Annotated in this window: 22 protein-coding genes; 9 read left to right on the forward strand and 13 right to left on the reverse strand. The window is 53.0% G+C overall.

The genetic code is table 11. The annotated features are described in order from the left end of the window. Nucleotide 1: 1 nt before the first annotated feature. On the reverse strand, nucleotides 2-571 hold the full coding sequence (locus QF010_RS28180; protein WP_429511168.1) for an acyl carrier protein: 570 nt from the start codon (nucleotides 569-571) through the stop codon (nucleotides 2-4). Nucleotides 572-1104: 533 nt separating this feature from the next. On the opposite strand from QF010_RS28180, the gene QF010_RS28185 reads away from it, so the two are divergent. After that, on the forward strand, nucleotides 1105-1449 hold the full coding sequence (locus QF010_RS28185; protein ID WP_007946320.1) for a cupin domain-containing protein: 345 nt from the start codon (nucleotides 1105-1107) through the stop codon (nucleotides 1447-1449). A 235-nt stretch (nucleotides 1450-1684) separates the two neighbouring features. Here the strand turns inward: QF010_RS28185 and mmsB are convergent, their stop codons facing one another. After that, nucleotides 1685-2572, reverse strand: coding sequence for a 3-hydroxyisobutyrate dehydrogenase (gene mmsB / locus QF010_RS28190; protein ID WP_283189826.1), 888 nt, complete (start codon nucleotides 2570-2572; stop codon nucleotides 1685-1687). Nucleotides 2573-2582: 10 nt separating this feature from the next. Beyond that, the gene (locus tag QF010_RS28195; protein WP_429511169.1) at nucleotides 2583-4109 is read right to left on the reverse strand and encodes a CoA-acylating methylmalonate-semialdehyde dehydrogenase; all 1527 of its coding nucleotides are present in this window, start codon (nucleotides 4107-4109) and stop codon (nucleotides 2583-2585) included. A 163-nt stretch (nucleotides 4110-4272) separates the two neighbouring features. On the opposite strand from QF010_RS28195, the gene QF010_RS28200 reads away from it, so the two are divergent. Both QF010_RS28200 and QF010_RS28205 read left to right on the forward strand, forming a co-directional pair. Continuing rightward, nucleotides 4273-5220 carry a LysR family transcriptional regulator gene (locus QF010_RS28200; protein ID WP_429534376.1) on the forward strand — a complete coding sequence of 316 codons (948 nt, stop codon included), beginning with the start codon at nucleotides 4273-4275 and terminating at the stop codon, nucleotides 5218-5220. A gap of 281 nt (nucleotides 5221-5501) precedes the next feature. Continuing rightward, the gene (locus QF010_RS28205) at nucleotides 5502-6053 is read left to right on the forward strand and encodes a hypothetical protein (protein WP_429534377.1); all 552 of its coding nucleotides are present in this window, start codon (nucleotides 5502-5504) and stop codon (nucleotides 6051-6053) included. A 117-nt stretch (nucleotides 6054-6170) separates the two neighbouring features. On the opposite strand, the gene QF010_RS28210 is transcribed toward QF010_RS28205, so the two are convergent. After that, on the reverse strand, nucleotides 6171-6872 hold the full coding sequence (locus QF010_RS28210) for a hypothetical protein (RefSeq protein WP_429534378.1): 702 nt from the start codon (nucleotides 6870-6872) through the stop codon (nucleotides 6171-6173). Between the two features lie 716 nt (nucleotides 6873-7588). Between QF010_RS28210 and QF010_RS28215 the strand changes: the two genes are divergently transcribed. The 3 genes from QF010_RS28215 (at nucleotide 7589) to QF010_RS28225 (ending at nucleotide 8830) form a co-directional block, all read left to right on the forward strand. Beyond that, nucleotides 7589-7867, forward strand: coding sequence for a hypothetical protein (locus QF010_RS28215; RefSeq protein ID WP_429534379.1), 279 nt, complete (start codon nucleotides 7589-7591; stop codon nucleotides 7865-7867). Nucleotides 7868-8003: 136 nt separating this feature from the next. Continuing rightward, complete coding sequence (locus QF010_RS28220) at nucleotides 8004-8435, forward strand: hypothetical protein (protein WP_429534380.1); 432 nt, start codon at nucleotides 8004-8006, stop codon at nucleotides 8433-8435. Nucleotides 8436-8458: 23 nt separating this feature from the next. Continuing rightward, complete coding sequence (locus tag QF010_RS28225) at nucleotides 8459-8830, forward strand: Rap1a/Tai family immunity protein (RefSeq protein WP_429534381.1); 372 nt, start codon at nucleotides 8459-8461, stop codon at nucleotides 8828-8830. Nucleotides 8831-9042: 212 nt separating this feature from the next. Here QF010_RS28225 and QF010_RS28230 read toward each other — a convergent pair whose 3' ends face one another. The 4 genes from QF010_RS28230 to QF010_RS28245 form a co-directional block, all read right to left on the reverse strand. Further along, nucleotides 9043-9258, reverse strand: coding sequence for a hypothetical protein (locus tag QF010_RS28230; RefSeq protein ID WP_429534382.1), 216 nt, complete (start codon nucleotides 9256-9258; stop codon nucleotides 9043-9045). Between the two features lie 200 nt (nucleotides 9259-9458). Then, nucleotides 9459-10805, reverse strand: a complete 1347-nt coding sequence (locus QF010_RS28235; protein WP_429534383.1) for a hypothetical protein — start codon at nucleotides 10803-10805, stop codon at nucleotides 9459-9461. Nucleotides 10806-11230: 425 nt separating this feature from the next. Then, a complete protein-coding gene (locus QF010_RS28240; RefSeq protein ID WP_429534384.1) occupies nucleotides 11231-12193 on the reverse strand; it encodes a DUF2971 domain-containing protein in 963 nt (320 codons plus the stop codon). A 245-nt stretch (nucleotides 12194-12438) separates the two neighbouring features. Beyond that, nucleotides 12439-13194 (reverse strand): hypothetical protein, encoded by a 756-nt coding sequence (locus QF010_RS28245; protein WP_429534385.1) that lies wholly within the window; start codon nucleotides 13192-13194, stop codon nucleotides 12439-12441. Between the two features lie 799 nt (nucleotides 13195-13993). Between QF010_RS28245 and QF010_RS28250 the strand changes: the two genes are divergently transcribed. Beyond that, nucleotides 13994-14425: a response regulator gene (locus QF010_RS28250; protein WP_429534386.1), complete on the forward strand. Its 432-nt coding sequence runs from the start codon at nucleotides 13994-13996 to the stop codon at nucleotides 14423-14425. Nucleotides 14426-14615: 190 nt separating this feature from the next. Here QF010_RS28250 and QF010_RS28255 read toward each other — a convergent pair whose 3' ends face one another. The 4 genes from QF010_RS28255 to QF010_RS28270 all read right to left on the reverse strand — a co-directional run bounded on the left by QF010_RS28255 (nucleotide 14616) and on the right by QF010_RS28270 (nucleotide 17331). Next, nucleotides 14616-14855 carry a DUF1652 domain-containing protein gene (locus QF010_RS28255; RefSeq protein WP_429534387.1) on the reverse strand — a complete coding sequence of 80 codons (240 nt, stop codon included), beginning with the start codon at nucleotides 14853-14855 and terminating at the stop codon, nucleotides 14616-14618. 424 nt (nucleotides 14856-15279) lie between these two features. Beyond that, entirely contained in the window at nucleotides 15280-15492 is a 213-nt protein-coding gene (locus tag QF010_RS28260; protein WP_429534388.1) for a hypothetical protein, read from the reverse strand. 460 nt (nucleotides 15493-15952) lie between these two features. After that, the gene (locus tag QF010_RS28265) at nucleotides 15953-16579 is read right to left on the reverse strand and encodes a recombinase family protein (RefSeq protein WP_429534389.1); all 627 of its coding nucleotides are present in this window, start codon (nucleotides 16577-16579) and stop codon (nucleotides 15953-15955) included. A gap of 521 nt (nucleotides 16580-17100) precedes the next feature. Further along, entirely contained in the window at nucleotides 17101-17331 is a 231-nt protein-coding gene (locus QF010_RS28270) for a helix-turn-helix domain-containing protein (protein ID WP_429534390.1), read from the reverse strand. Nucleotides 17332-17526: 195 nt separating this feature from the next. Here QF010_RS28270 and QF010_RS28275 point away from each other — a divergent pair, with 195 nt between their 5' ends. Together QF010_RS28275 and QF010_RS28280 are read left to right on the forward strand one after the other, a co-directional pair. After that, the gene (locus tag QF010_RS28275) at nucleotides 17527-17883 is read left to right on the forward strand and encodes a hypothetical protein (protein WP_429534391.1); all 357 of its coding nucleotides are present in this window, start codon (nucleotides 17527-17529) and stop codon (nucleotides 17881-17883) included. Between the two features lie 34 nt (nucleotides 17884-17917). After that, on the forward strand, nucleotides 17918-18289 hold the full coding sequence (locus tag QF010_RS28280; protein ID WP_429534392.1) for a hypothetical protein: 372 nt from the start codon (nucleotides 17918-17920) through the stop codon (nucleotides 18287-18289). 1003 nt (nucleotides 18290-19292) lie between these two features. Here QF010_RS28280 and QF010_RS28285 read toward each other — a convergent pair. Further along, nucleotides 19293-20573 (reverse strand): primase-helicase family protein, encoded by a 1281-nt coding sequence (locus tag QF010_RS28285; protein ID WP_429534393.1) that lies wholly within the window; start codon nucleotides 20571-20573, stop codon nucleotides 19293-19295. Between the last annotated feature and the right edge of the window lie 142 nt (nucleotides 20574-20715).

The following is a 20715-nucleotide window of genomic DNA, read 5'->3' on the forward strand; positions in this document are numbered from 1 at the left end:
CCTACACCGTCTCTTGGGCGAGAGTGGCCACAAATTTCTCTACCTGGCGGCGTGAAACCTCGTCGCCGTCGGCCGGCACCAGCCGTGCACTGCAAGCGCCGCAGACCACTTGCTGACGTTCGTTCAGTACGGCTTGATGAGCGCCGCAATCGGGGCAGTTTTGCGGCAGATAGTTGAAGAGGTTGCGGCACTGTTGCGCCCAGTTGCGCACGGTGGTGGCGGCAAATACCTGCGCCGGCTGCATACCGGTCTTGAGTTGATCCGGGGAGTAGCCGCTCAGGCTTTGCTCAAGCAAGGCCTTGCCGTTCTCGGTGATGCGACCGTTGACCAGGAACTCACTGGCGTCGCCACAGACTGCAACGGCGTGATCCAGCACGCTGGTTTTGGGCAAGGTGCAGCCATATTGACGACCGAGTTGAAAGCTCAGATCTACGATGTCCAGAGAATCGGCACTGAGGTCCTCGACGATACTGCTGTTTTCATCGATATCATCGGCGCTCATCACCAACAACTGCGCGAGAATCTCGCGGGTGCTGGCAATGACGTTTTCCAACTTCAATGGGTTGTTCATCTCTATCTCCCTATATCGTGATTTCTTCATGAATTCCGTATGTGAGAAGTAACTATTCCCACAGCAACTTCTCACGCGGCGGAAATCTAAACTCTGCCCTTAAGGGGAGAGTCAACGAACTATTCAAAGTTTTTTAACAACTTGAGAGTGGCGTCCGAGCCAGCCTGCGCGCAGCACTCGATTGGTACCAAGCCTCGCGCCAATCGACTTATTTACTTAACAAACGCTGCGTATGGTGGGAGAGCGCACTCAATCGTTGGCTAAATAGAGAGGGGCGCAAAAGTATCAACTTCCAGATCGCAGAACAGACGTGCAAATAATAGAAACCGGACAAGTAAAATAGTTATAACTTCATAACCATCGCTCTATATCCGCTCAGCCGTTAAATAACGCGCCTTGAGAATGTTCAAGCCGATCCGGGCAACCCGGCACAGCGCTTCTGGGTAACTGAGTGTCGAGCACAGACAACTGACCGGGCACGGGGCGCTATAGGGTGCGACTTCAGTTCTCTAGTCCATTGCCCCGGAGTCCACATGACCGCACCTATTACCGTTCTTCGCGACACTCACCCACTGCCGGTGCTCGATGCCTGCAAATGGGAAAAACTCGAAGGCGACCCGCACACCGTCAACCTCAACGCCTACACCAGCGAAGACGGCAGCAAAATCATGGGCACCTGGATCTGCACGCCGGGCAAGTGGTATGTGGAATACGTGAAGTGGGAATACTGCGATTTCCGCGAAGGCTATTGCATCATCACCCCGGAAGGGAAAGAGCCTATCCACCTGCGTGCTGGCGATATTTTCGTCATTGAGCCGGGGATGAAAGGTACCTGGGAAGTGGTTGAAACCGTGCGCAAGTATTTCGTGTTTGCCTGATGCAAAAAAACCGGGAGATCACCCGACGTGATTTCCCGGTCAATACGTTTTCAAGAGCGAGACACAACCTGTGGCGAGGGAGCTTGCTCCCGCTCGGCGGCGAAGCCGTCGTAAAGTCAGCCAATGCGCTCTGACTGAAACACCGCATTAGCCCCTATTGGGTCCGCTTCGCGAACCAGCGGGAGCAAGCTCCCTCGCCACAAAAACATCTTTCCAGAATCCCGGGGCAAACCTCTTACTGGGGTTTGCGATAGCTGTTGATGATCGCCGAGAAGTCTTTACCACCTTCCCCACGCTGGCTCATCGCCTGATACAACTGTTGGGCCACCGCGCCGAGCACCACCGGTTGATGCGCCTGACGTGCCGCCTCAGTGGCCAGCCCCAGATCCTTGAGCATCAGTTCGGCACCGAAACCGCCGGTATAGCCGCGCGAGGCCGGCGCCGTTTCGACGATGCCCGGCCATGGGTTATACATTTCCGAACTCCAGCAACGGCCGGTGGAACTGTTGATGATCCCGGCCAGTACTGTCGTGTCGATCCCGAGAGCATCACCCAGCGCCATGGCTTCGCTGACACCGACCATCGAGATCGCCAGCAGCAGGTTGTTGCAGATCTTGGCAATTTGCCCGGTGCCGACTTCGCCGCAATGGACGATGTTGCGGCCCATCTGCGCCAATACCGGTTGCAGGGTGGCGAACAGTTCAGGCGTGGCGCCGACCATAAAGGTCAGTGTCCCGGCTGCCGCACCGCCAGTACCGCCCGACACAGGTGCATCCGCCATGGCCACGCCTTGCTTGGCCGCCGCCGCAGCAACATCACGCGCCGTCTGCGGATCGATGGTGCTGCAATCGACTGCCGGCACGCCCTTGCCGATACCCGCCAGCACGCCGTCTTCACCCAGCCACACGCTGCGCACATGCACAGCGGCTGGCAGCATGGTGATCACCAATTCTGCGCCTTGAGCGGCTTCACGCGCCGAAGCGCTGATGCTCCCGCCCAGTTGCTCCAGCTCTGCCAGAACGGTTTTGTTCAGATCGACCAGCCGCAGTGCATGGCCAGCCTTGATCAGGTTGCGCGCCATTGGCGCGCCCATGTTGCCGAGACCGATAAAAGCGATTTTCATGTTCGGCTCCTTAACGCAAGTTGATGGTGGTGTTCACACCGTCGTTGACGCTGTTGTCATCGAACCAGCGACTAGTGACAGTCTTGGTCTGAGTGTAGAACTGCACCACTTGCTTGCCATACGGACCGAGGTCGCCGAGTTTGGACCCGCGCGAACCGGTGAAGCTGAAGAACGGGACCGGCACCGGAATCGGGATGTTGATGCCGACCTGGCCGACGTCGATTTCAGTCTGGAATTTACGCGCCGCCGCACCGCTTTGGGTGAACAGGCCCGTGCCGTTGCCGAACGGGTTGGCGTTGACCAGTGTGATGGCCTCATCGAGCGTATCGACTTCCAGCACCACCAGCACCGGACCGAAGATTTCCTGGGTGTAGATCTGCATCTCGGGGGTTACGCCGGAGAACAGGGTCGGGCCGACAAAGTTGCCCTTCTCGAAGCCTGGAACCGTGATTTCGCGACCGTCCAGTTCCAGCTTGGCGCCTTCCTTGATGCCGCTCTCGATCAGATCCAGAATCCGCGCCTTGGCCTTTTTGGAAATCACCGGCCCCACATCAGTGCCCGGCTCGCTGCCGGCATTCACTTTGAGTTTCTGCGCCAGCGCCTTCAGATCAGGCAGCCATTGTTTGGCCGCGCCCACCAGCACCACGACGGATGTGGCCATGCAGCGTTGCCCGGCCGCACCAAAACCGGCACCGACCAGCGCGTTGAGCGCTTGTTCGCGGTTGGCATCCGGCAGCACAACGGCGTGGTTCTTCGCGCCCATCATCGATTGCACGCGTTTGCCGTGTTTACCGGCCAGGTCATACACGTGAGTGCCGACGGCGGTCGAACCGACGAAAGAAACAGCCTTGATGTCCTTGTGGGTGCAGAGCGCATCCACCACGTCTTTACCACCATGAACGACGTTGAGCACGCCGGCCGGAACACCGGCTTCGATCGCCAGTTCCACCAGCAGCATGGTTGACATCGGGTCCTGTTCGGACGGTTTGAGCACGAAGGTGTTGCCGCAGGCGATGGCCATCGGGAACATCCACAGCGGAATCATCGCCGGGAAGTTGAACGGCGTGATGCCGGCGCAAACGCCGATGGGTTGACGCAGGGTGTAGGTATCGACGCCGCCAGCAACGTTCTCGGCGAACTCGCCCATTTGCAGGCTGCCGATGGAGCAAGCGTGTTCGACCACTTCCAGGCCGCGGAAGATATCGCCTTCAGCGTCGGCGATGGTTTTGCCTTGCTCGTTGCTGAGCACCACGGCGATGCGCTTGGAGTGTTCGCGAATCAACGCCTGGAGCTTGAGCATGATGCGCATCCGCGCGCCGATCGGCGTCAGCTTCCAGGTCTGGAAGGCGCGATGGGCGGCGGTGATTGCGGCGTCCACTTCCTGTGCGGTTGCGAACGGTACTTTCGCCAGCACTTGCTGGGTCGCCGGGTTGACGATGTCGTGCCACTCGGTGGTTTGGGACTCGACCCACTCGCCGTCGATCAACAGCTTTACCGTTTGGACAGTGGTTTCGTTTGGCGTGAGCGAAGCGTTCATGTTGGGTCTCCGGGACGTTGTTCTTATTTAGAGAGCTCTCTAGAGAGCCAAAGCGATAAAGTCGCCTTGAAATGAGGCGTGTGTCGCGAATTGATTGTCGGACTGTTTTTGGAGTATAGATGTGCAAACTTCTAATAAGAACGCACATAAAAGCCGGTCCATCATGCAAAAAAACATCACGTCTCTTGGCTCGTTGAACTGGGATGACCTCAAGTTTTTCCTTGAAGTCTCCCGCACCCGCAAGGCTAGCACCGCAGCCAAGCGCCTGGCGGTCGACTACACCACCGTGTCGCGGCGCATCAGTTCGCTGGAAGCGGCGTTGGGCACTTTGCTGTTCGAGAAATCCCGGACCAGCGGTTTTGTACTGACCGCCGAAGGCCAGCGGTTGCTGGGTTACGCCGAGTCGATAGAAAGCACGCTGCACATGGCCTGCGAGCAGGTTTCGGGGTCTGGCGTGGCGTTATCCGGGCATGTGCGCATGGGCTGCACCGAAGGCTTCGGCAGCTTTTTCATCACCCCGCAGCTCAGCCATTTCGTCGACGCCTACCCGGCAATCTCCGTGGACATCCTGCCGCTGCCGCACTTCATCAGCCTGTCCAAGCGCGAAGCGGACATCGTCATCGCCCTGGAGCGCCCGGAGCATGGCCCTTACGTCTGCTGCAAACTCTGCCACTACAAATTACAGCTCTACGCGACTCAGGATTATCTCGACAAGCACCCACCGATCCGCCGCCCGGCTGACTTGGGCAAACACTCATTCATCAGTTATGTCGACGATCTGGCGTTCAGCTCGGAGCTGTTGTACCTGGCGAATGTGTTGCCCGGCGCCAGTGCCAACCTGCGCAGCACCAGTGTGATCGCGCAATTCGTGGCCGCACAGCAAGGGCGGTCGCTGGCGATTCTGCCATGCTTCCTGGCGGCCCAGGATCCGCGCTTGCTGCCGGTGTTACCGGAGGAGATCAACATCACTCGGCAGTTCTGGATGTACTGCCGTGAAGACCTGCGCAAGCTCAAGCGGATCACCCTGTTGTGGGATTACATCCGCGCGGTCACCGAGCAGAATCAGGGTCTGTTGATGGGTGAAAGCCGGGAGATGCTGTTCGCCGATTGACAGTTTTTCAAGGAATCAGGTGACGGAATCGTAACGAGGTCAGCAAGCCTTTTCCAACGGTTTGTAACAGGAATTGGTACTCAACTTGTAACACCTCGATATCGAAATTCAGAGACGCACAGGCATGGGATAAGGGCCACGCGAGGGCTCCCATGGTGGGGACGCCTGCACATACCCGTACTGAGGTGGTCATTCAGATTTTTCTGCCAGATTCTTAAAGCCTCCTGCAAGTCCCAGTCTGAGTTCGGCCATACTCAAGCCCTACGTCAAGGGAGCTAATCATGAGCTGGGAAGAAGTACTCAAACTGTTCGGTGCCGCAATCTTCTCGCTCGGAGGCGGGGGAGTTGTTGTCTTTGCCCTCTCCTCTTGGTTAGGGAAAATTTGGGCAGGAAGGATATTGGCAGAGGACACCCACCAACTCTCTACGCGGCTTGAGGAGACCAAACGGGATCTCGATGTCCTCAAGGAGAAGACTCTCCGATTTCAGAATGACAAGATCCTTGCTTACCGTGAAATTACTGAAATCATCGCAAAGCTCCTCGCCATCATGGATGCAGAAAATGGGCGGATAGTAGGCTGGGATACCGACAAGGGCCCGGTTCACGAGTTTAATGAACAACGACTGAAGCTTTATGGCTATCTGGCCATGCTTGCCCCACAGGCAGTCATGGACGCCCAAGACGATCTTGTCGATCACCTCTTACTCACCGCCTCCGGAGACGTCGATTACAAGTGGTCTGAAGTCCGAGAGAAAGTCCTCTTTCTACTAAACGCGGTCCGTGAAGACATCGGCTTAGCCGCAGGCTCAATAGTCTATAAGGGCAAGCTTTGAAGGTTCTCATGGGCCCTAACCGAGAACTTCAAGTAGTCTTGCACCACGCCGCCATAGTTGTTGGCGTACACGTCTGCAATGGAGTGTTTCCACGGATGTTGACTCATAAAGCCCCTACTATTCCTTGTTCTTCAAGTAGTACGCTCGACCCTTAGGGGTGAATCTAAAATACGCACCACGAGTACCAGTAACCTTTTCCAAAAGTCTTCGCTCTATTAAAACATCAATAGCGGCGTGAGCTTCCACATGCCCAGCAGGTAGTGCAGCGGCAATCGTGGACAAAGTTGCTCTGACCTCTCTATCAGTACACCTAGCAATGATTGCCAGCACCTTGAGTCCATTAGCAGACACCTCAACCTCAACCGCCTCCACCGCTTGACGCCTCTCATGAAGCTGCTGCTGGAGCAAAACATTGTGCGCCTCCAGTGCAATATTACGTTGATGGCTGCCCGCTAAAAGGGCGGCGGTGGCGGCAAGGCGGTCTTCCTCATCGGCTGTGGCGCGTGGTTGATATTTGACGAACAAAGTTCCTGCAAAGCCTATGCACACCAGAATCAGGACAAGTGACCAAAGGGGAATGGAAATCTCAGATGCGAGCCAGCTTGCAAGCCCGCCTAGTTTCTCGGGCATCCAAGGGGGCAACTGCCCATTTTCAGTGACGTACCCGAGAAACGATTGCCCAATCACAATGGTTATGGCGAGCCCCAAGGCTCCCAAACCTTTCCAACTGCCCTTCAGTTCCATGAACGCCCCAGCATGCAAATACACCGAGTCTACCAGAGCAGGGATGGCACATTGCCCTAATAGTAGTTTGATCATTCAGGAAAATGTCCAAGCCCCCCGACCCGAGACAACGTGCATTTCGAGACGGCACGAAGGAGCTTGCTGCCCTGAAGATTGAGCATGAGCGGTTGCGTTGGAGGTTGAGCGAGTTCTATCGAGCTGACGCTGAACGGGAGACAGCGAAGATGGGATACCAGTACGGTGACTATTCGCAGCTAAATAAGTCCTGACCAGAAGGTAACCACCGCCCGTCACAGCGTGCTGCGACCACCTTAATACTGCGAAACTACGCGACAGGGTTCGCGCCCTTAAGAATCCAGATGACCGTTTTCAATCATTGAAAATCAGTGCAAAACGGTCCGCTCCAGCTACGTCGCGGCCTACACGCCCGTTCCACGCTTCACACACAATTTACGCACAGGTTTATCCACAGGTAGTACGTTGCAACACCCCCGAATGCGCATTATCTTGTAGCTCAGTCGCAGAAAAAACCCTACATGTAGGGTTGTGAGGTGACTCGCGGGCCTCATCAGAGGCAGGGAAAGGAAAAAGCATACGAGTGAACACGCTGTCGGTCGCCAAACTTAAGCGTGCTCACCCGCACCAATCCAGAACCTAAAACCGATGTGAATCGTCAGTCCTGATGGGTTACTCATTGAGCCAAATGCGCGAGCGTTTGGCAATCGTTAATAACGGTCGGTGTGTCCCAGAGGATTGGCAAAACCAATGCTATGTTAGTGGAGAAATCGGCAATGCCGACACTACTGATCACCTGCAACGCAGGTAAATTGGGCGTCAAACGCCAACAGATGATCGCTGAAATCTACAAATTCTCAGCAACCAGGCTCACGGCATCCGTCTATGCAATTCAGACGGACTGTACGCCGAAGGAAATTTTCAAGCGTCTCAAGCCGTTCATCGAGTACGACGAAACGCTTTACGTATCAAAGATCGATGCCACGGTTGGTCACGGAGACTCGGACGTCAACAAATGGCTGGAGATGAGCTTGAACGGTCAAACGCTGCACTGATTTGACACTGATGTGAGGAAACCCCGGAAACGGGGTTTTTCTTTATCTGAATCAAACTCCAGTAATGACACGCGGTTCGATGGCACCGGGCCATAGCCCTCAGTAAGATCAAGCCATCACTCAGAAGGAAGTCGACATGAAGGCATGGATTGGGGCGGTTGCACTGTTGGCGTTGGCGGGATGTGCCAACCACCCAGTAGATTGTTCGATGGGCATAGCATGGGACGACTGCCTCCCCGACACCAAGGGCTATGCGAACAGACAGGAGCACCTGAACGACCTTTGGGTGGCGAAGGAACAGCAAGCAGCCAAAGATGACGCACAGTGCCAGTCCTACGGGGCAACACCCGGCTCTGATGCATACGTGAACTGTCGTGTGCAACTGGACAAGACCGCTACCGACCAATTAGCACAGGCCGAGAAGGAAAGGCGCCAGCGTGTCGTGCGGATGTTGAATTCGCAGAGCCAGCAGTACCAGCAACCGGCGCCACAACCTTACGTGATTCCCAAGCAAACACATTGCACTTCGACCGCGTACAGCCAGACAGTCGACACCAACTGCTTCTAACACCACGGAATCGGAGAGTCAGCATGAAGAAAGGGATGATGGCAGCGGTTGCACTAGCTGGGTTGGCGGTATGTGGTCAGGCAATGGCAGATGGGAATAGCCTATTGACTCAATGTCAGGCTTCGATTCGATTCATGAACAATAACAACGACAGCACGAACGAATTCGGACAAGGAAAATGTCTTGGGATCGTCGAGGCCATCATCGGCACAGCAATCATCCGTAACGATCAGCTTCCCAAAGAATCGAGGGTCTGCTTCCCCAAGGGCGGCATATCCAACGGACAAGGCATACGAATTGTCGTCAAGTATTTGCAGGAAACTCCGTCCCTTCTGCACATGTCTGACACGCTCCTAGCCATGGTGGCAATTGGACAAGCGTACCCCTGCAAGTGACTCATCGTGTGAGTCTCAGCCAAGACCGCTCTCCACAGAATCCATGCCCCGCCCCGAAAATTTCGGGCCACTCGCACATCGGTTTGAGAATCAGGCTGGAAAACAATGATGGGGCTCACCCGGCGTGACGTACTGCATCCAGCGAAGACGGGCACTGTCCACACCGGGCGAGCGGGACAGATTGTAGGTTGCTGCTCTCTGGCTGTCAGTGATTAAAGGCGTAATCGCATGATTGCGTCAGTGATCGCTTGTCCATTCGTATCCAGCGTTTCCATGGCAACCATGGCGTTAGCGGCGACAATCCCGACACCGTTCTCTGAGAGCCACTTTGTAACTTCTTCAATGGCCGCAGCTAAGGCGTGCTGGTTGTAAAGAAGCAGCGTCAAAGCATCCGCCGTTGCGATCTTGCTTTCTGGGCTATCTGACATGGCTATCGTCCTTGAGTGATATTGCGCGAAGCCTAGTTCATCTCACCGCTGGCTGGGGCTGGGTAAGTAATTGCTCAGGCCTACCCAATTGTCTGCATTCGACATGAACAGTCCTTTGAGCTGGATTTGACCAGCACTCTTCGTGGTTATGACCGGCAGAAGGCGACCCATAGCCGACGCTCGCGACGCTGGCATCCTAGTTACAAACCCTCTGCATCGACCTCTTCAGGCTCAAAAATATCATCTAAAGAGCCGTGTACATCGTGGAATTCAAAAGCTCCCAACGCCCGCTTACCTACCTGAAGTCGGCTTGTTATCTCGATTTCGATGGTCATGGTACGTCCGGAAACAGAGCTGTCTCGGCGATGACTACCTTGAGCATCTGCCTGAAGCTTGGCGGAAAACCCTCGATCAAAAGCTACGGTATTCATTGAATCTAGAGTTACCTCATCAAAAAAAGTATCCGACTCAGCTATCGCGCCTGATACACCCTCGTGGTTTAGGATCGAGTAGTTATGCTCCTCGAAGAACTCAACGCATTTCTCCTCTAGTGCGTCTAGATCAACAAAGCAGTAAGGGAGATCATCAAACATTAGAATAATATAATCGAATAGTACTTCAGAAGTTAGATTTATGCCTAAAATCGGTTCATCTGAAATAACAGATTCCAGTCGTGAGGCCAACCACTCAGAGTCATAATAAACGTACTCGACTCGGGAGAAGGCGTCATTGTTAAAGCCCTCATCATCTAAAACTTGCCGGAAATCTTCGTATCCGAATATCGCAGCAACTACCGTCCCTAACCCCGTAAGAGAAAGTTGCAAATCATCGAGCCTTAGGATTTCGTCAAGCTTGGCGATAAAAAGATACGCCGACGGGAAGCGGTGTGAAGCCGCTGCCGCTCGCAACTTGGAAATATTTACATTAAAGCGTTGCCGCTCAAGTTCCGTTTGGTTTTTTTTGTGCTCTTCGTCTTGCTGGGCGATACTCGCTCTGCTTTTGGCTTCAGCAGCATTCGCCTCTGCCTCTGTAGCTTTATGTCCTTGTTCAACAGCCTTTGATTTTAAGCGTCCCCCCCTGTCTTTCATGTGCTTCAATATCTCCGACTTACGGTCGAGATCCGATTGCACGCTTTGTTCTATAAACTGCTTGTCTGGGTCGGATAGTAGTCTTGCTTTGTTTAGATCCTCTTGCTGTCGCACTCTATACAGCTCTACACTTACGGCTTGTTTGTAGAGCTTGTCGTTTACGACCTGGAGACATGCCTTAACAAACAATGAGGCCCAAGGAAAAATAAAGAGATAAAATAAAGTGAATGTTAAGGGTGCTAAGAAAATCGCATTGAACGCAAAAAAATCAGTTGTTGTTAGATAAAGATAAAAACTATTAATGCGCTCCGATGGCTTGCCCTCTCCCCAAAGAAGCAAACCTATCTGGTTCCAATTGCAAATTAACCAAGATATCGTAAAAGTCCCGATGAAAGGGTCATTGATCCTGACCTTAGCAGCACCGGAAACAGACGACCATAAATCATCTAAAATCTTCATGAACACATCATCCTGACCTGAGAAATGCAACCCTTGCGCATCAATGCCTTAATCGGCCACGGGAAGGCAATGGGGACTACGCCCATCCGGTACCGGCTTTGAACAGGGGTGACGGAAATACTGGAACGATACAATACCTGAGCTGGGCGACTTCCACCTAGGGGATGCGGTGTGCTCTGCCCAAGCCCCACCAGGCTAAAGCTCTTGTCATCGACTCCCTGTGCGTGAATTGCAGGCTTCCTGGTGCAGGGCCATCCTCACGAGCATCTGGGCAGTCGAATGGAACCCTGCACTGACCACCCTGCAGATAATTGTTGTGAATGCCTGCTTTTGGCCGATATCTGCCCTTTAACGGCGGCAGAAATCGCTCAATAAGTAGCTACTTTTGGCCGTTCAAGTCGACCAAAAGGAGTGGAAGTTGGTGGTCAGATATCCAGGGACGCCTCACCTAAGAGGGCATCCAGATCATCAAACATTTCTGAGTAGTCATGTTGAATTGGCTTCATCGAATCATCGAAGTGAATTCGCTGACGTCTCAACTTGAAATTGGAGCTCGGTTCCATAATTTGCCAAAATCTCACAGCCGACGTCTCCCCCCCGAACATTGACATGATTGATTCAGTAATAGCACGCGGGCAGTTCATACCGAATGTCACGGATTTGATCGGTGCAGGACTGCGGTCCAAACCGATTGGCCCTAGCAACCTCCATTCTTTCTCGTACCTCCACTCGCTAGATTTCGTCAGCAATGATGCTCGTTCGACTTCATGTTGCGAAATCAAATCTCCGCCTTCTATCCACCTAAGCAAACAGTCTGCGGAAATCTGGCGGTCTCCACCATATACAACCCGTCGGATCGATGAAAACTCCAGCTTAGAAACATCGTACTCAATGCACACGCCACGGTGTTGTTGGCCGTAGTGTGACCACATCAGAGGACTATCGACCTTTTCACTTAGGCATAGAACGCCAGTCGCGTGCGTTTTCTTCACTTCATCTTGAATGAGGTTTAACAGTGCTTGTTTGAAATACGCAGCTGGATCACGAACGTCAGGGTCGGTAATGTAGTACTCGATACCTCGTATAACCTCATTGACTTCACTATTCCCAAGCTTGGCGCGATGAACGTCTAATTTCTCTCCTCGTAACCTCAGGCGCTTCAAAGATGCTGACGTCTCTTTTTCAACCCGTCGGAGAACCATCAATTTTAGAAGCAACTGTAACCCATCTATAGTTTGAGTCCCTGCCACCACAACAGGTCGACAATCTAGCGGATCATTGAATGTTCCTGGATCTGCAAAGTAAACCTTACCGTGGTAAAGCTGCTCCACCATGCGATCACTGAAACCGAGATATTTGTACAGGCTTTTAGGCTCTTTATTTGTCATAACAGCAGGTCCCTGTGGGCGGCAGCAATCATAGCGTTGGACAACCTTCACGAGTTATCACCAATTTTATCTACTATACAAGGCCTGTGAGTCGCCTATGAATTAGTAACACATCTGAATGACCGCTAGTGGCCGATTGTTGCCTGTCGTGACGGGCCGCAAACGACCCAGGCTGACGGACAGCAAGTGCACTCATCGTGGCGCCCTTTTAATCCATTAGGGCCTGTCTTCCCCGTGCTTGCTTTTTAATCTGGCAGACCAGCATAACGTTGCTGACGGCTTACAAACTCAAGTACGTGGTCGGCCAAGAACTCCCAGCCGATTGCAACACCTGATTGAACCGCCATTTGTGCATAAAAGCCTTTGCCGTACCTAGGATGGTAGGTGTGGAGCCACAATACTTCTCTCCCGTGCAGGCTTATCACTTTTACTTTGGGCTCCAGCGTTGCAATAACCACGGAATGACTTTCTATGGCCCACTTAGCCTCGGAACCTTGAGTCACAATCACGTCAGGCTTGAGTACCCCTAGCTCTGTAGGCAAGTACGTTTGGCAGTTCTGGAATAGGATGCTATTTGCCTTGGAATTTTGGGCTTTCCCCATGTTGCATTTCGCTGAGTTGGCATGCGCAAAGTACTTTCTTGCTTCAGCAATGACGAGGCCTGGAACGAAACGCTTAAGGATGTACCAAGCAAGTTGGTGTGTCCGATACCAATGTCTAGCCTTATTGAGACTTGCGAAGTCTCGATTGAGCTCTTCATATTTGCGGACTTGGGAAGGGAGCCTTGCTTCCGGGCCCAGCGTCTTGTCAGTACTACCTGGATCCAGTGAAAGAAACAATAGCCGTGGCACCTTTCCAGAAGCGTATCCGCTGCTCACGAATGCGGATTTTGCTTCACTGAAGTTATCACAGCCAGCACTACATTGGCTCTTATACCGGCATGCAAAATCTGTCGCCAATATTCCTTCACGGCGATACATGGATTCCAACTCATCGATCATGTAAATATCCTTTAATCTCCGTCGAATGCTGGATTTACACACGTTTTTGCGATACGAGAAAGCACTGTTTTCTACATGTTTGAGCCCCTGTACCGAGATCAAACGGCAAGGCATACAGCGTGATGGCCATGCCTTATAGTTACATCAACCCTATCGGCTGCAAGCGATGACCGCTTTTGGTCGTTCTCTGTCGGTCGTAAGTCACTCTTTGAAATACGCTGATACCCAAACTTTTCAAAATCGGCACCTGCCCTTGGCCGAATATTGCCTGTGAATCTGTGGCGGAATATCAGATAGGGTATCTGGAGAATCGGTCAAATTCCGACTCAGAATGGGTCGGCATCAAGCCCGTATACACTTGCCCGTATAGCCGTAAAAAGCTCTTTTTCGAATATCAGCGGGGGTGACAACAGGCGCCACCCATAGATCGCTGCTGTAATCGCTTCCTACGAGCCTACAGAGGCTGTATTCGCCTTGTTCAACTCCAGTCCGAGACGCTTCATCACACGCATGGTGGCGGTAGGGGCCATTGACCACAACGGGCGGAGGGGATGCCGCGAGAGATAAGGCAATCGGCAACTGCCTGGAGGCTGCTTGCTCCCTTTAGTGCGTACAGTTCAATCGCACCTTGGCGTGAGCGCCTGCGATGGACGTTAAGCGATATGTATCGAAGGGAGTCGGAGCGAGAGACGGCGAAGATGACGTATGCGTATGGAGACCACTGCAATCGTAAGTCGTAGACCCAGCATATCGAAGGTGAAAGACTGACCTATTAAATCGGAGGGCGGACAATCTCGCCATGGATGTGAATTTTCGGCTACAGCCAATCGATGGCGAAATCGTTATTGTTGAGGACGATGCCCTCTTACGTGATCTGATGCGAGAAATCTTGGTGGATGTTGGCGCTCAGTGTGTAGCGTTCGCCACGGCGGATGACGCCCTGATCCACCTGCTCCAATCTGGTACGCAGTGTGCCCTGATCATCGCGGACCATGGGCTACCGGGGCAGGTTCAAGGTGCTGAACTGGCTGAGCTTGTCCATAGCAGATGGCCCAAGATGCCAATAGTTATAACAAGCGGCTGGACTGAGACCTTTATCGGCCTGCCCGAATCTACTAACTTCCTTCCAAAACCATGGACATTAGAAGGTCTGGTGATGGCTGTTGCTGAGTTGCTACAACCCGGAGTCCCTACTACGAAGATTGCTGGACGACCGAACAACGGCGACTGATAGCCAGGTCGAACAGCGGCGTGGCTGCAGTGAGATCGCGAGAAGAGTTAATGTCTTGGGTCTCAGTCGAATTGCCGCTATGGGTCGTATTCAGCCCCTCGTGACAGGGGGCAATCGACCTAAAGCAGGTCCTGACACTACTTCTCGGTGAGTTCGACTGCCGCCTGCCACGACCCTGCACGTTCACACCTTACGCAAGCTCCTTATTCAACACCGACATTTCACTCTGCAATTCGCCGACCAGCTCCGCGATGGCTCGACTGGACGTTAATGTCTCGGTTCTAACCCCAGTGACCAATAACTCGACATGACCAGACGACGGTTCAATCACTTTTATCATGAGTGATCCATCTGGATTTGAAGTGCAGATGCAGGAAAGAGGCAGAAAACCACACTCGATGATGTGGCGAAGCTCAAGAATGGAAATCATGACTCACGCCCTCCAAGTCAAAGGTTGTTTGGGTTTCTGTTTAGTAATAATAGGCAGCCTGCTTCGTGCTGACCGAGATCGCGACCAACTGCATCACCGCTGTTTGCTAACCTTCCCTTCACGTCTCGATATCCGCTATGGGCAGCTCTCTACTGATCATGGTGACTAGGCTTGCTAGTCAAATTGAATGCAATTCCGCAACACCCAACTTTTCAATTTTTGCACCTGCCCTTGGTGGAAATCACCCGTAAATCTGCCGACGGAATATCAGAGGGTATTTGGCAGAACGGCGAAAATCCCGCAGTTCTCTCTTGATGCAGTACACGATTGCAATACTCGATCCATATGCCGGGACCCATACAGCAAGGTTGTGCCGCGCATGGGTGATCGCTTTCATGGGTGCACTCGAGGCGGGGCAATTAGGTCAGTGGAACTTGAGCAAAAATGTCAGTCCGACACCTGTTGCGGCTCCCATTGCGCCAATGAGGCAGGCTACGACCATCATCGGGAATTGCTTGCGTTCCAGAGCGGACTTACTGGCTTCAGCATTCAGCTTGGCCGTTTCAGCCATCAGCTTGCCAATATTGGCGTGAATCTGTTCCAGTTCAATCGGTGGGAATCGAGGTTCAGAAGGCATGACTTCATCCTTTCAGGTTGCTTGATTTAGTCGAGTGCCCCACTCATGCACTTATAATAGCCTGCCGGGGGCTATGTACACGCGGTTCTGCCTTGTTTGACCACACCAAGCGTAGCTCGTGATCCCCATCCTGTGGACTCGTCTGGTTACTCCATGGGGTCGCCCCCATTTGGCATGCCCAGCATCGGAAATGTGAACTTCGGTTACCAGTTTGCCCCAAACCGGCTACCGGCTACCGGCTACTTGCCATGTTGGTGTACCGGCCCTTTTCCCGGAAATGTGGCGGAGTCTTTAACCCCCTGCCGGGCTGCCAGATCGCTGTCTGGCTATGATTTTAAAATATCCAAGAGGCACTATCCATGCCCTCGCGCCGTTGCTACTAATGCACCTCAGTCCCTCTGACGTAGTGGTTGAATGGAGTCGACGCTGTAAGAGCCAAGCTGTCGTTGGCTGTAAGGCATTAGGCCTGACTCAGCTCTCGTCTGATGCGGTAAACAGTGGCTACGCCGCACTTGGCCAGAGTTGCAACATCATCCGCAGACATCTTCGGATGCTTCTCCATCAGCCGCTGAACTGCTTCCCACTTGGCTGCATTCCTGCCCTTGCCCGTAGGCCTCCACTCCGGCTCAGCCGCACGCTTGTTCTCCAGCCCCTGCCGGATACGCTCTACCCGCTTTACTTGATCCAGCCGGGCCATGGTGGCCATGAGTTCGATCAGCATATCGTTGATAACTCGCATGATGGCTACATCGATACTGTCCCCCTCAATCATCTTGTGACTGGTAGGCAAGTCAGCCACAACCAATCGGAGCCCCTTGGCCTTGATGGTTGCCTTGAGAGTGTCCCAATCGGCTTGGGAGAGACGGCTAAGGCGGTCTACAGACTCCACCAGCAGCAGTTCGCCTGGCAGGGCAGCGTCCAGCAGCCGCATCAGTTCAGGGCGAAGGAGTTTGGTGCCGCTGATGTTCTCGGCGTACACACCGACGATGTTCAAACCCTTTTCAATAGCGAACGATTCAAGTGTGACTCTTGCACGGTTGGCGTCCTGATCCTTGGTACTGGCTCGCAGATAGAGATGGGTGTTCATGGCCGACTATCCTTTGTGCTTGGATTTTATAGACCTATGATAATACGGCACAAACACTATCAGTTAGCTATATTTTAAGGATATATGATAGGTCCGATAGACGGTTATCGAACTACCAGACTTGTCTACTTCTCTGATAGGTCTAGGGGCAAGCGAGCTAGGCCTTCCGGCTCAAGTAAAAAGCTTCTGGGGCTTGTACTTCGGTTCAAAGTACAAAGCGCGAAGCGCCAATGACGTATTTGTACTTCAGTTAAGAGTACGAACGACCCCGGCTGGGTAGCATGTTCAGAGTTGATCCTTCATTGCCACCGAGATCACGGCACCAGGCAATCACAATCAACAGTATATGGAATACAAAAGAAGGGCGATTTGCTTGATACCGATGTTTGTATCCCCCGGAAACACGGACTTTGGCGAGTCTAGGGTGGTGTAGGGGATGTCACCGACGCCTGCGAGAGGATAGATGCTGGTTAGTTTTTGATCAGCTAGCTGCAAGGTGGCTGAGGGGAGGTCGACATCCTTCACTTGCTTAGAACAAGGGCCTCCACATCGGCGATGAGTGCAGATGGCTGGCATTTCAATGCAGCGGCAAGCTTGAAGATGATGGTAATAGTCGGCTGGTTGACGCCTCGTTCGATGAGACTCACGTAGTTCCGCTGCACATCAGCCTCAAGGGCCAGCTTTTCCTGGGTCAGTCCTGCCAGCTTCCGTCGCTCGCGAAGAACCCTACTGAATGCCAACCCTGCGTCCAAGCCATAACCCCCTAAGTGAGGGGTGAACTGTCGTGCCCAGGGCTTACTACGTCTTCACAATATACTGTGAATATTTGGTTCTACATGGCACCATTCTCCCTAACGCTGTTGGCATTTTCGGTCAGCCTGAGGGCCGGGCTAGAGCCACCGTGTGAGCTAGTTAAATTGACTACATACCCCCTAGGGAGCTGCGAGATGAACGAACAGAAAGGTACATCCCCATGTGTCGCTGATGGCGAAGGTGAAGCCTTATACGCCAACCCATCAGCCTTTATGGAGTTGAGTCGGTTGAATCGAACGAATCCGCACGCTGTGTCAGTCATGCTTACGCTGACGTCGATCATGGGTGGCAACGGAGTTGTACAGACTACCCAGGCGAAAGTGGCCAAACACTGCAACTCCACACTGCAACAGGTCGAAAAGGCCATCACCGACCTTGCGGATGCCGGTTGGATCACCTCCGTAGATGCGAGCACCGAACCTGGAGGTCCTCTGGTGTGCTGTGTAAACCCTGACCTGGCTAGAGCGGAAAAGCCTGACGAGCAGAAGTGAACCAACTCCCGGCTCCATGGTAGAGAAGTGACTGATGACTGATCGAGAATTACCCAGTAGCCAAGCAGTACATGTTCCACGGTATGCATTTGAGGCTATGGCGGCTTGTACAGCGCTGGACGAGGACAAAGTCGCAGTGATGCTGCTTCTGCTGGTGCGAATGGACCGTAACCGTTCTGTGAGGATTGACACGTCGCTGTTGCCTGATTTTCTTACGCTCAGCAGTGAACGGGTGGAACGTGCGATCTCAAGCCTCATCAAGAATGGCTGGGTAGATTCAGTTGATGAAGATGAGATGCGGCACCGTGTCCTCGATTGCGTTGTCCACTCAGCGTTCATCCACGCAGACTTCGATACGCTGATGAGGATAGTAAACACCCGCTTAACGGCGGTGGATGTTCACTAGGCGAAAACTGCCCCAAGCTCATCTCTGCACATTAATGATCACATCTGGACGTTAACGTGTGTGGGATGGGCTGACCCTAGCCCATCCAGGTGGGCTACTTAACAGCATCTTGTCTTCTCGCTGCATTCCGATGCTTCGCTACCTGCACCCTAAGGCGCATTGAATGAGCTATCCCTAGCTCATTTGGTGAGCTTCTTTTACGGCTAACCCATGGAATAACCCTGCACGATACCAATGAGTTCATTCACGCTCCTTCTGCGGTTCGGCATGGTTATCATCAAGATCAAGTGGGGGGCATTCCACGCTTCTGAATAGAATGGTTATCTATGCCTCGCGGCATGACATCTAAACAGTGGGGTAGGGGCAGACAAACCCCACACGCTTTTGATCTGAACCGTGCAGGTATGTGGTGACTGATAGTCACGGATAACTGACTTCGAAGTCTGCAACCTCCATTTCTCCTACCTGTGCCTCGGGGCACGATTAATAACTGTATAAGTTCCAAGGGAGGAAAGGGGGGGAGCCCCCTCCCGCTTTTGCTTTGAATTGTGCAAGGGGAACTCGTGCCTGAAGGCACAGACTAATTCCGCGTGACCATAGTCACGGCTAACCTTCTTGCATTGATTAAACGTGGCTCAGGCCACAAGTTACCTCAGCAAGGTTCAGAGCAGGATCAAGAGCGGGGAGGGGCTTCTTGCCCCCTCTCTCCCCTTAACTGAATAGAGTTATAATCGGTGCCTCGGGCACAGGATTATTTTGCCGTGGCGTAGACGCCACGATGTAACTGTATAGGCGTGCTTTATCTCTAGGTGGACGCACTGGAGTTGCTTGCCCATTCCATCTTGCGTTAGGCGTGTCCACTCATGCAGCTAGGTGAATCCCTTACTATAAGAAAGCAGCGTCAACCCGTCATACCCGTCATGACATCGCCACAGCCCTTGCTGCGTGGGGCGTACAGCCATGACGGGTTATTTTACAACCCGACATGAACCCGTCATACCCGTCATGGCCCCCTTGTGCTTGAGTAGACTCTTCGCAGCTCGGCGGGCGGGGATGATTCCGATAGATCGCCTACCAAACCCCTGGGAGTGATCCACATCCTTCCATCGGTAGTTCGTTTCGCCTTGCATCCCAGTTCGGACAACTTCTCAGCTACGGCACGGTTGCCCAAGATTTCCCCGGTCGCTGTGTGGTATTGGGCTTCGATGTCCAAGGCTTTCACAACAAGATGTTCTTCAATGTAATCAGCAACGAACTCGGCTAGCCTTTCCTTGGGGCAGAAACCGATCATTTCCCGTTTGCTGACGGTCATCGGTGGATCACCCCACGGATGGAACTCAGACAAATCCACTGTCTCTAGTAAGTCCCGCACAATCTGCATCCCGCCTTGCTCCAAAAGCCAAGGTTTGAGAATAGTATTGATGAACAGCATGGTTTCTTTCTTCGACTCCTTGTGCGTGATGAAAGCAGGCACCCAGAAGCGGCGGTCCTCCTGCTCCAGCGGCAATGGGAAATGGTCATTGCTCGACATGATGAAGTTCAGGAAGTTATCCACCGTGGTATCGGGGATATGCTTTCGTCGCAACACGATCGTCTTGCTCCCCTGGATGGATTTCAGGGCGTTAACCGTCGACTCGGGTTTTTTGTAAACCTCGTCAATCAGAATGATTGTCTTGCCCACAAGGGCATCATTGAAGTTACCAACCACGTCTCCTAGGGCCACTGTTCCTACGCTAGACTTCCCTAGCAGACCAGGTAACAGTGTTTCAGCCAAGAAGCCCTTGCCGACCCCATGCTCTGAACGCAGCAAGACTGTGGCGTTGATTCGCTGGCCGGGATAGCGGACTGCATGAGCTAGCCAATCCCGGAAGTAGTACCGCTCTTCGTGGATGGGGAACAGGCGTTGCAGGAACTCAATAAAGGGTGCTGCATCGCGTGTAGACACCGGCATACCACTCGGGCGGATATCTGGGCCGGTCCATAAATTCAGCAGTCTGTTACCGCCGTACTCCATGATTCGCCGGTAGTCACCGGGGCGGAAGTCCTCGGCGAATACGATAGGCAGCTTGTTGAGCAGACCTTCCCCTGTAATGTCTCCAGTTCCGCCAGCATCTCGGTAAGCCTGGACTAGCATCATCGGGTTGCCTTGTGGAGCAACTCCCATGTTTCGAAGGTCGCGGAATTTTGGGCGGCTATCCGTCGAAGGTACGATCACGAATCGATCCTGCACACTACGAATTGCAGTAATATTTTGGTTTGCTAGTTCAACTACAGTTGCGGGCATATATGTCTCCTTGATTTTAGTGTTCAAAAGTTGCTTATCCGTAAATCGGGGACTTCCCGTAAGTTAGAATGATTGAGTCTGAGTGGCATGATTCCAATCACATCCTTTACCTTTCTCCAGGCAACACGAAACCCGCTCTGCT

It is taken from the genome of Pseudomonas silensiensis (assembly GCF_050434865.1).
Lineage (GTDB): Bacteria > Pseudomonadota > Gammaproteobacteria > Pseudomonadales > Pseudomonadaceae > Aquipseudomonas > Aquipseudomonas fluorescens_W.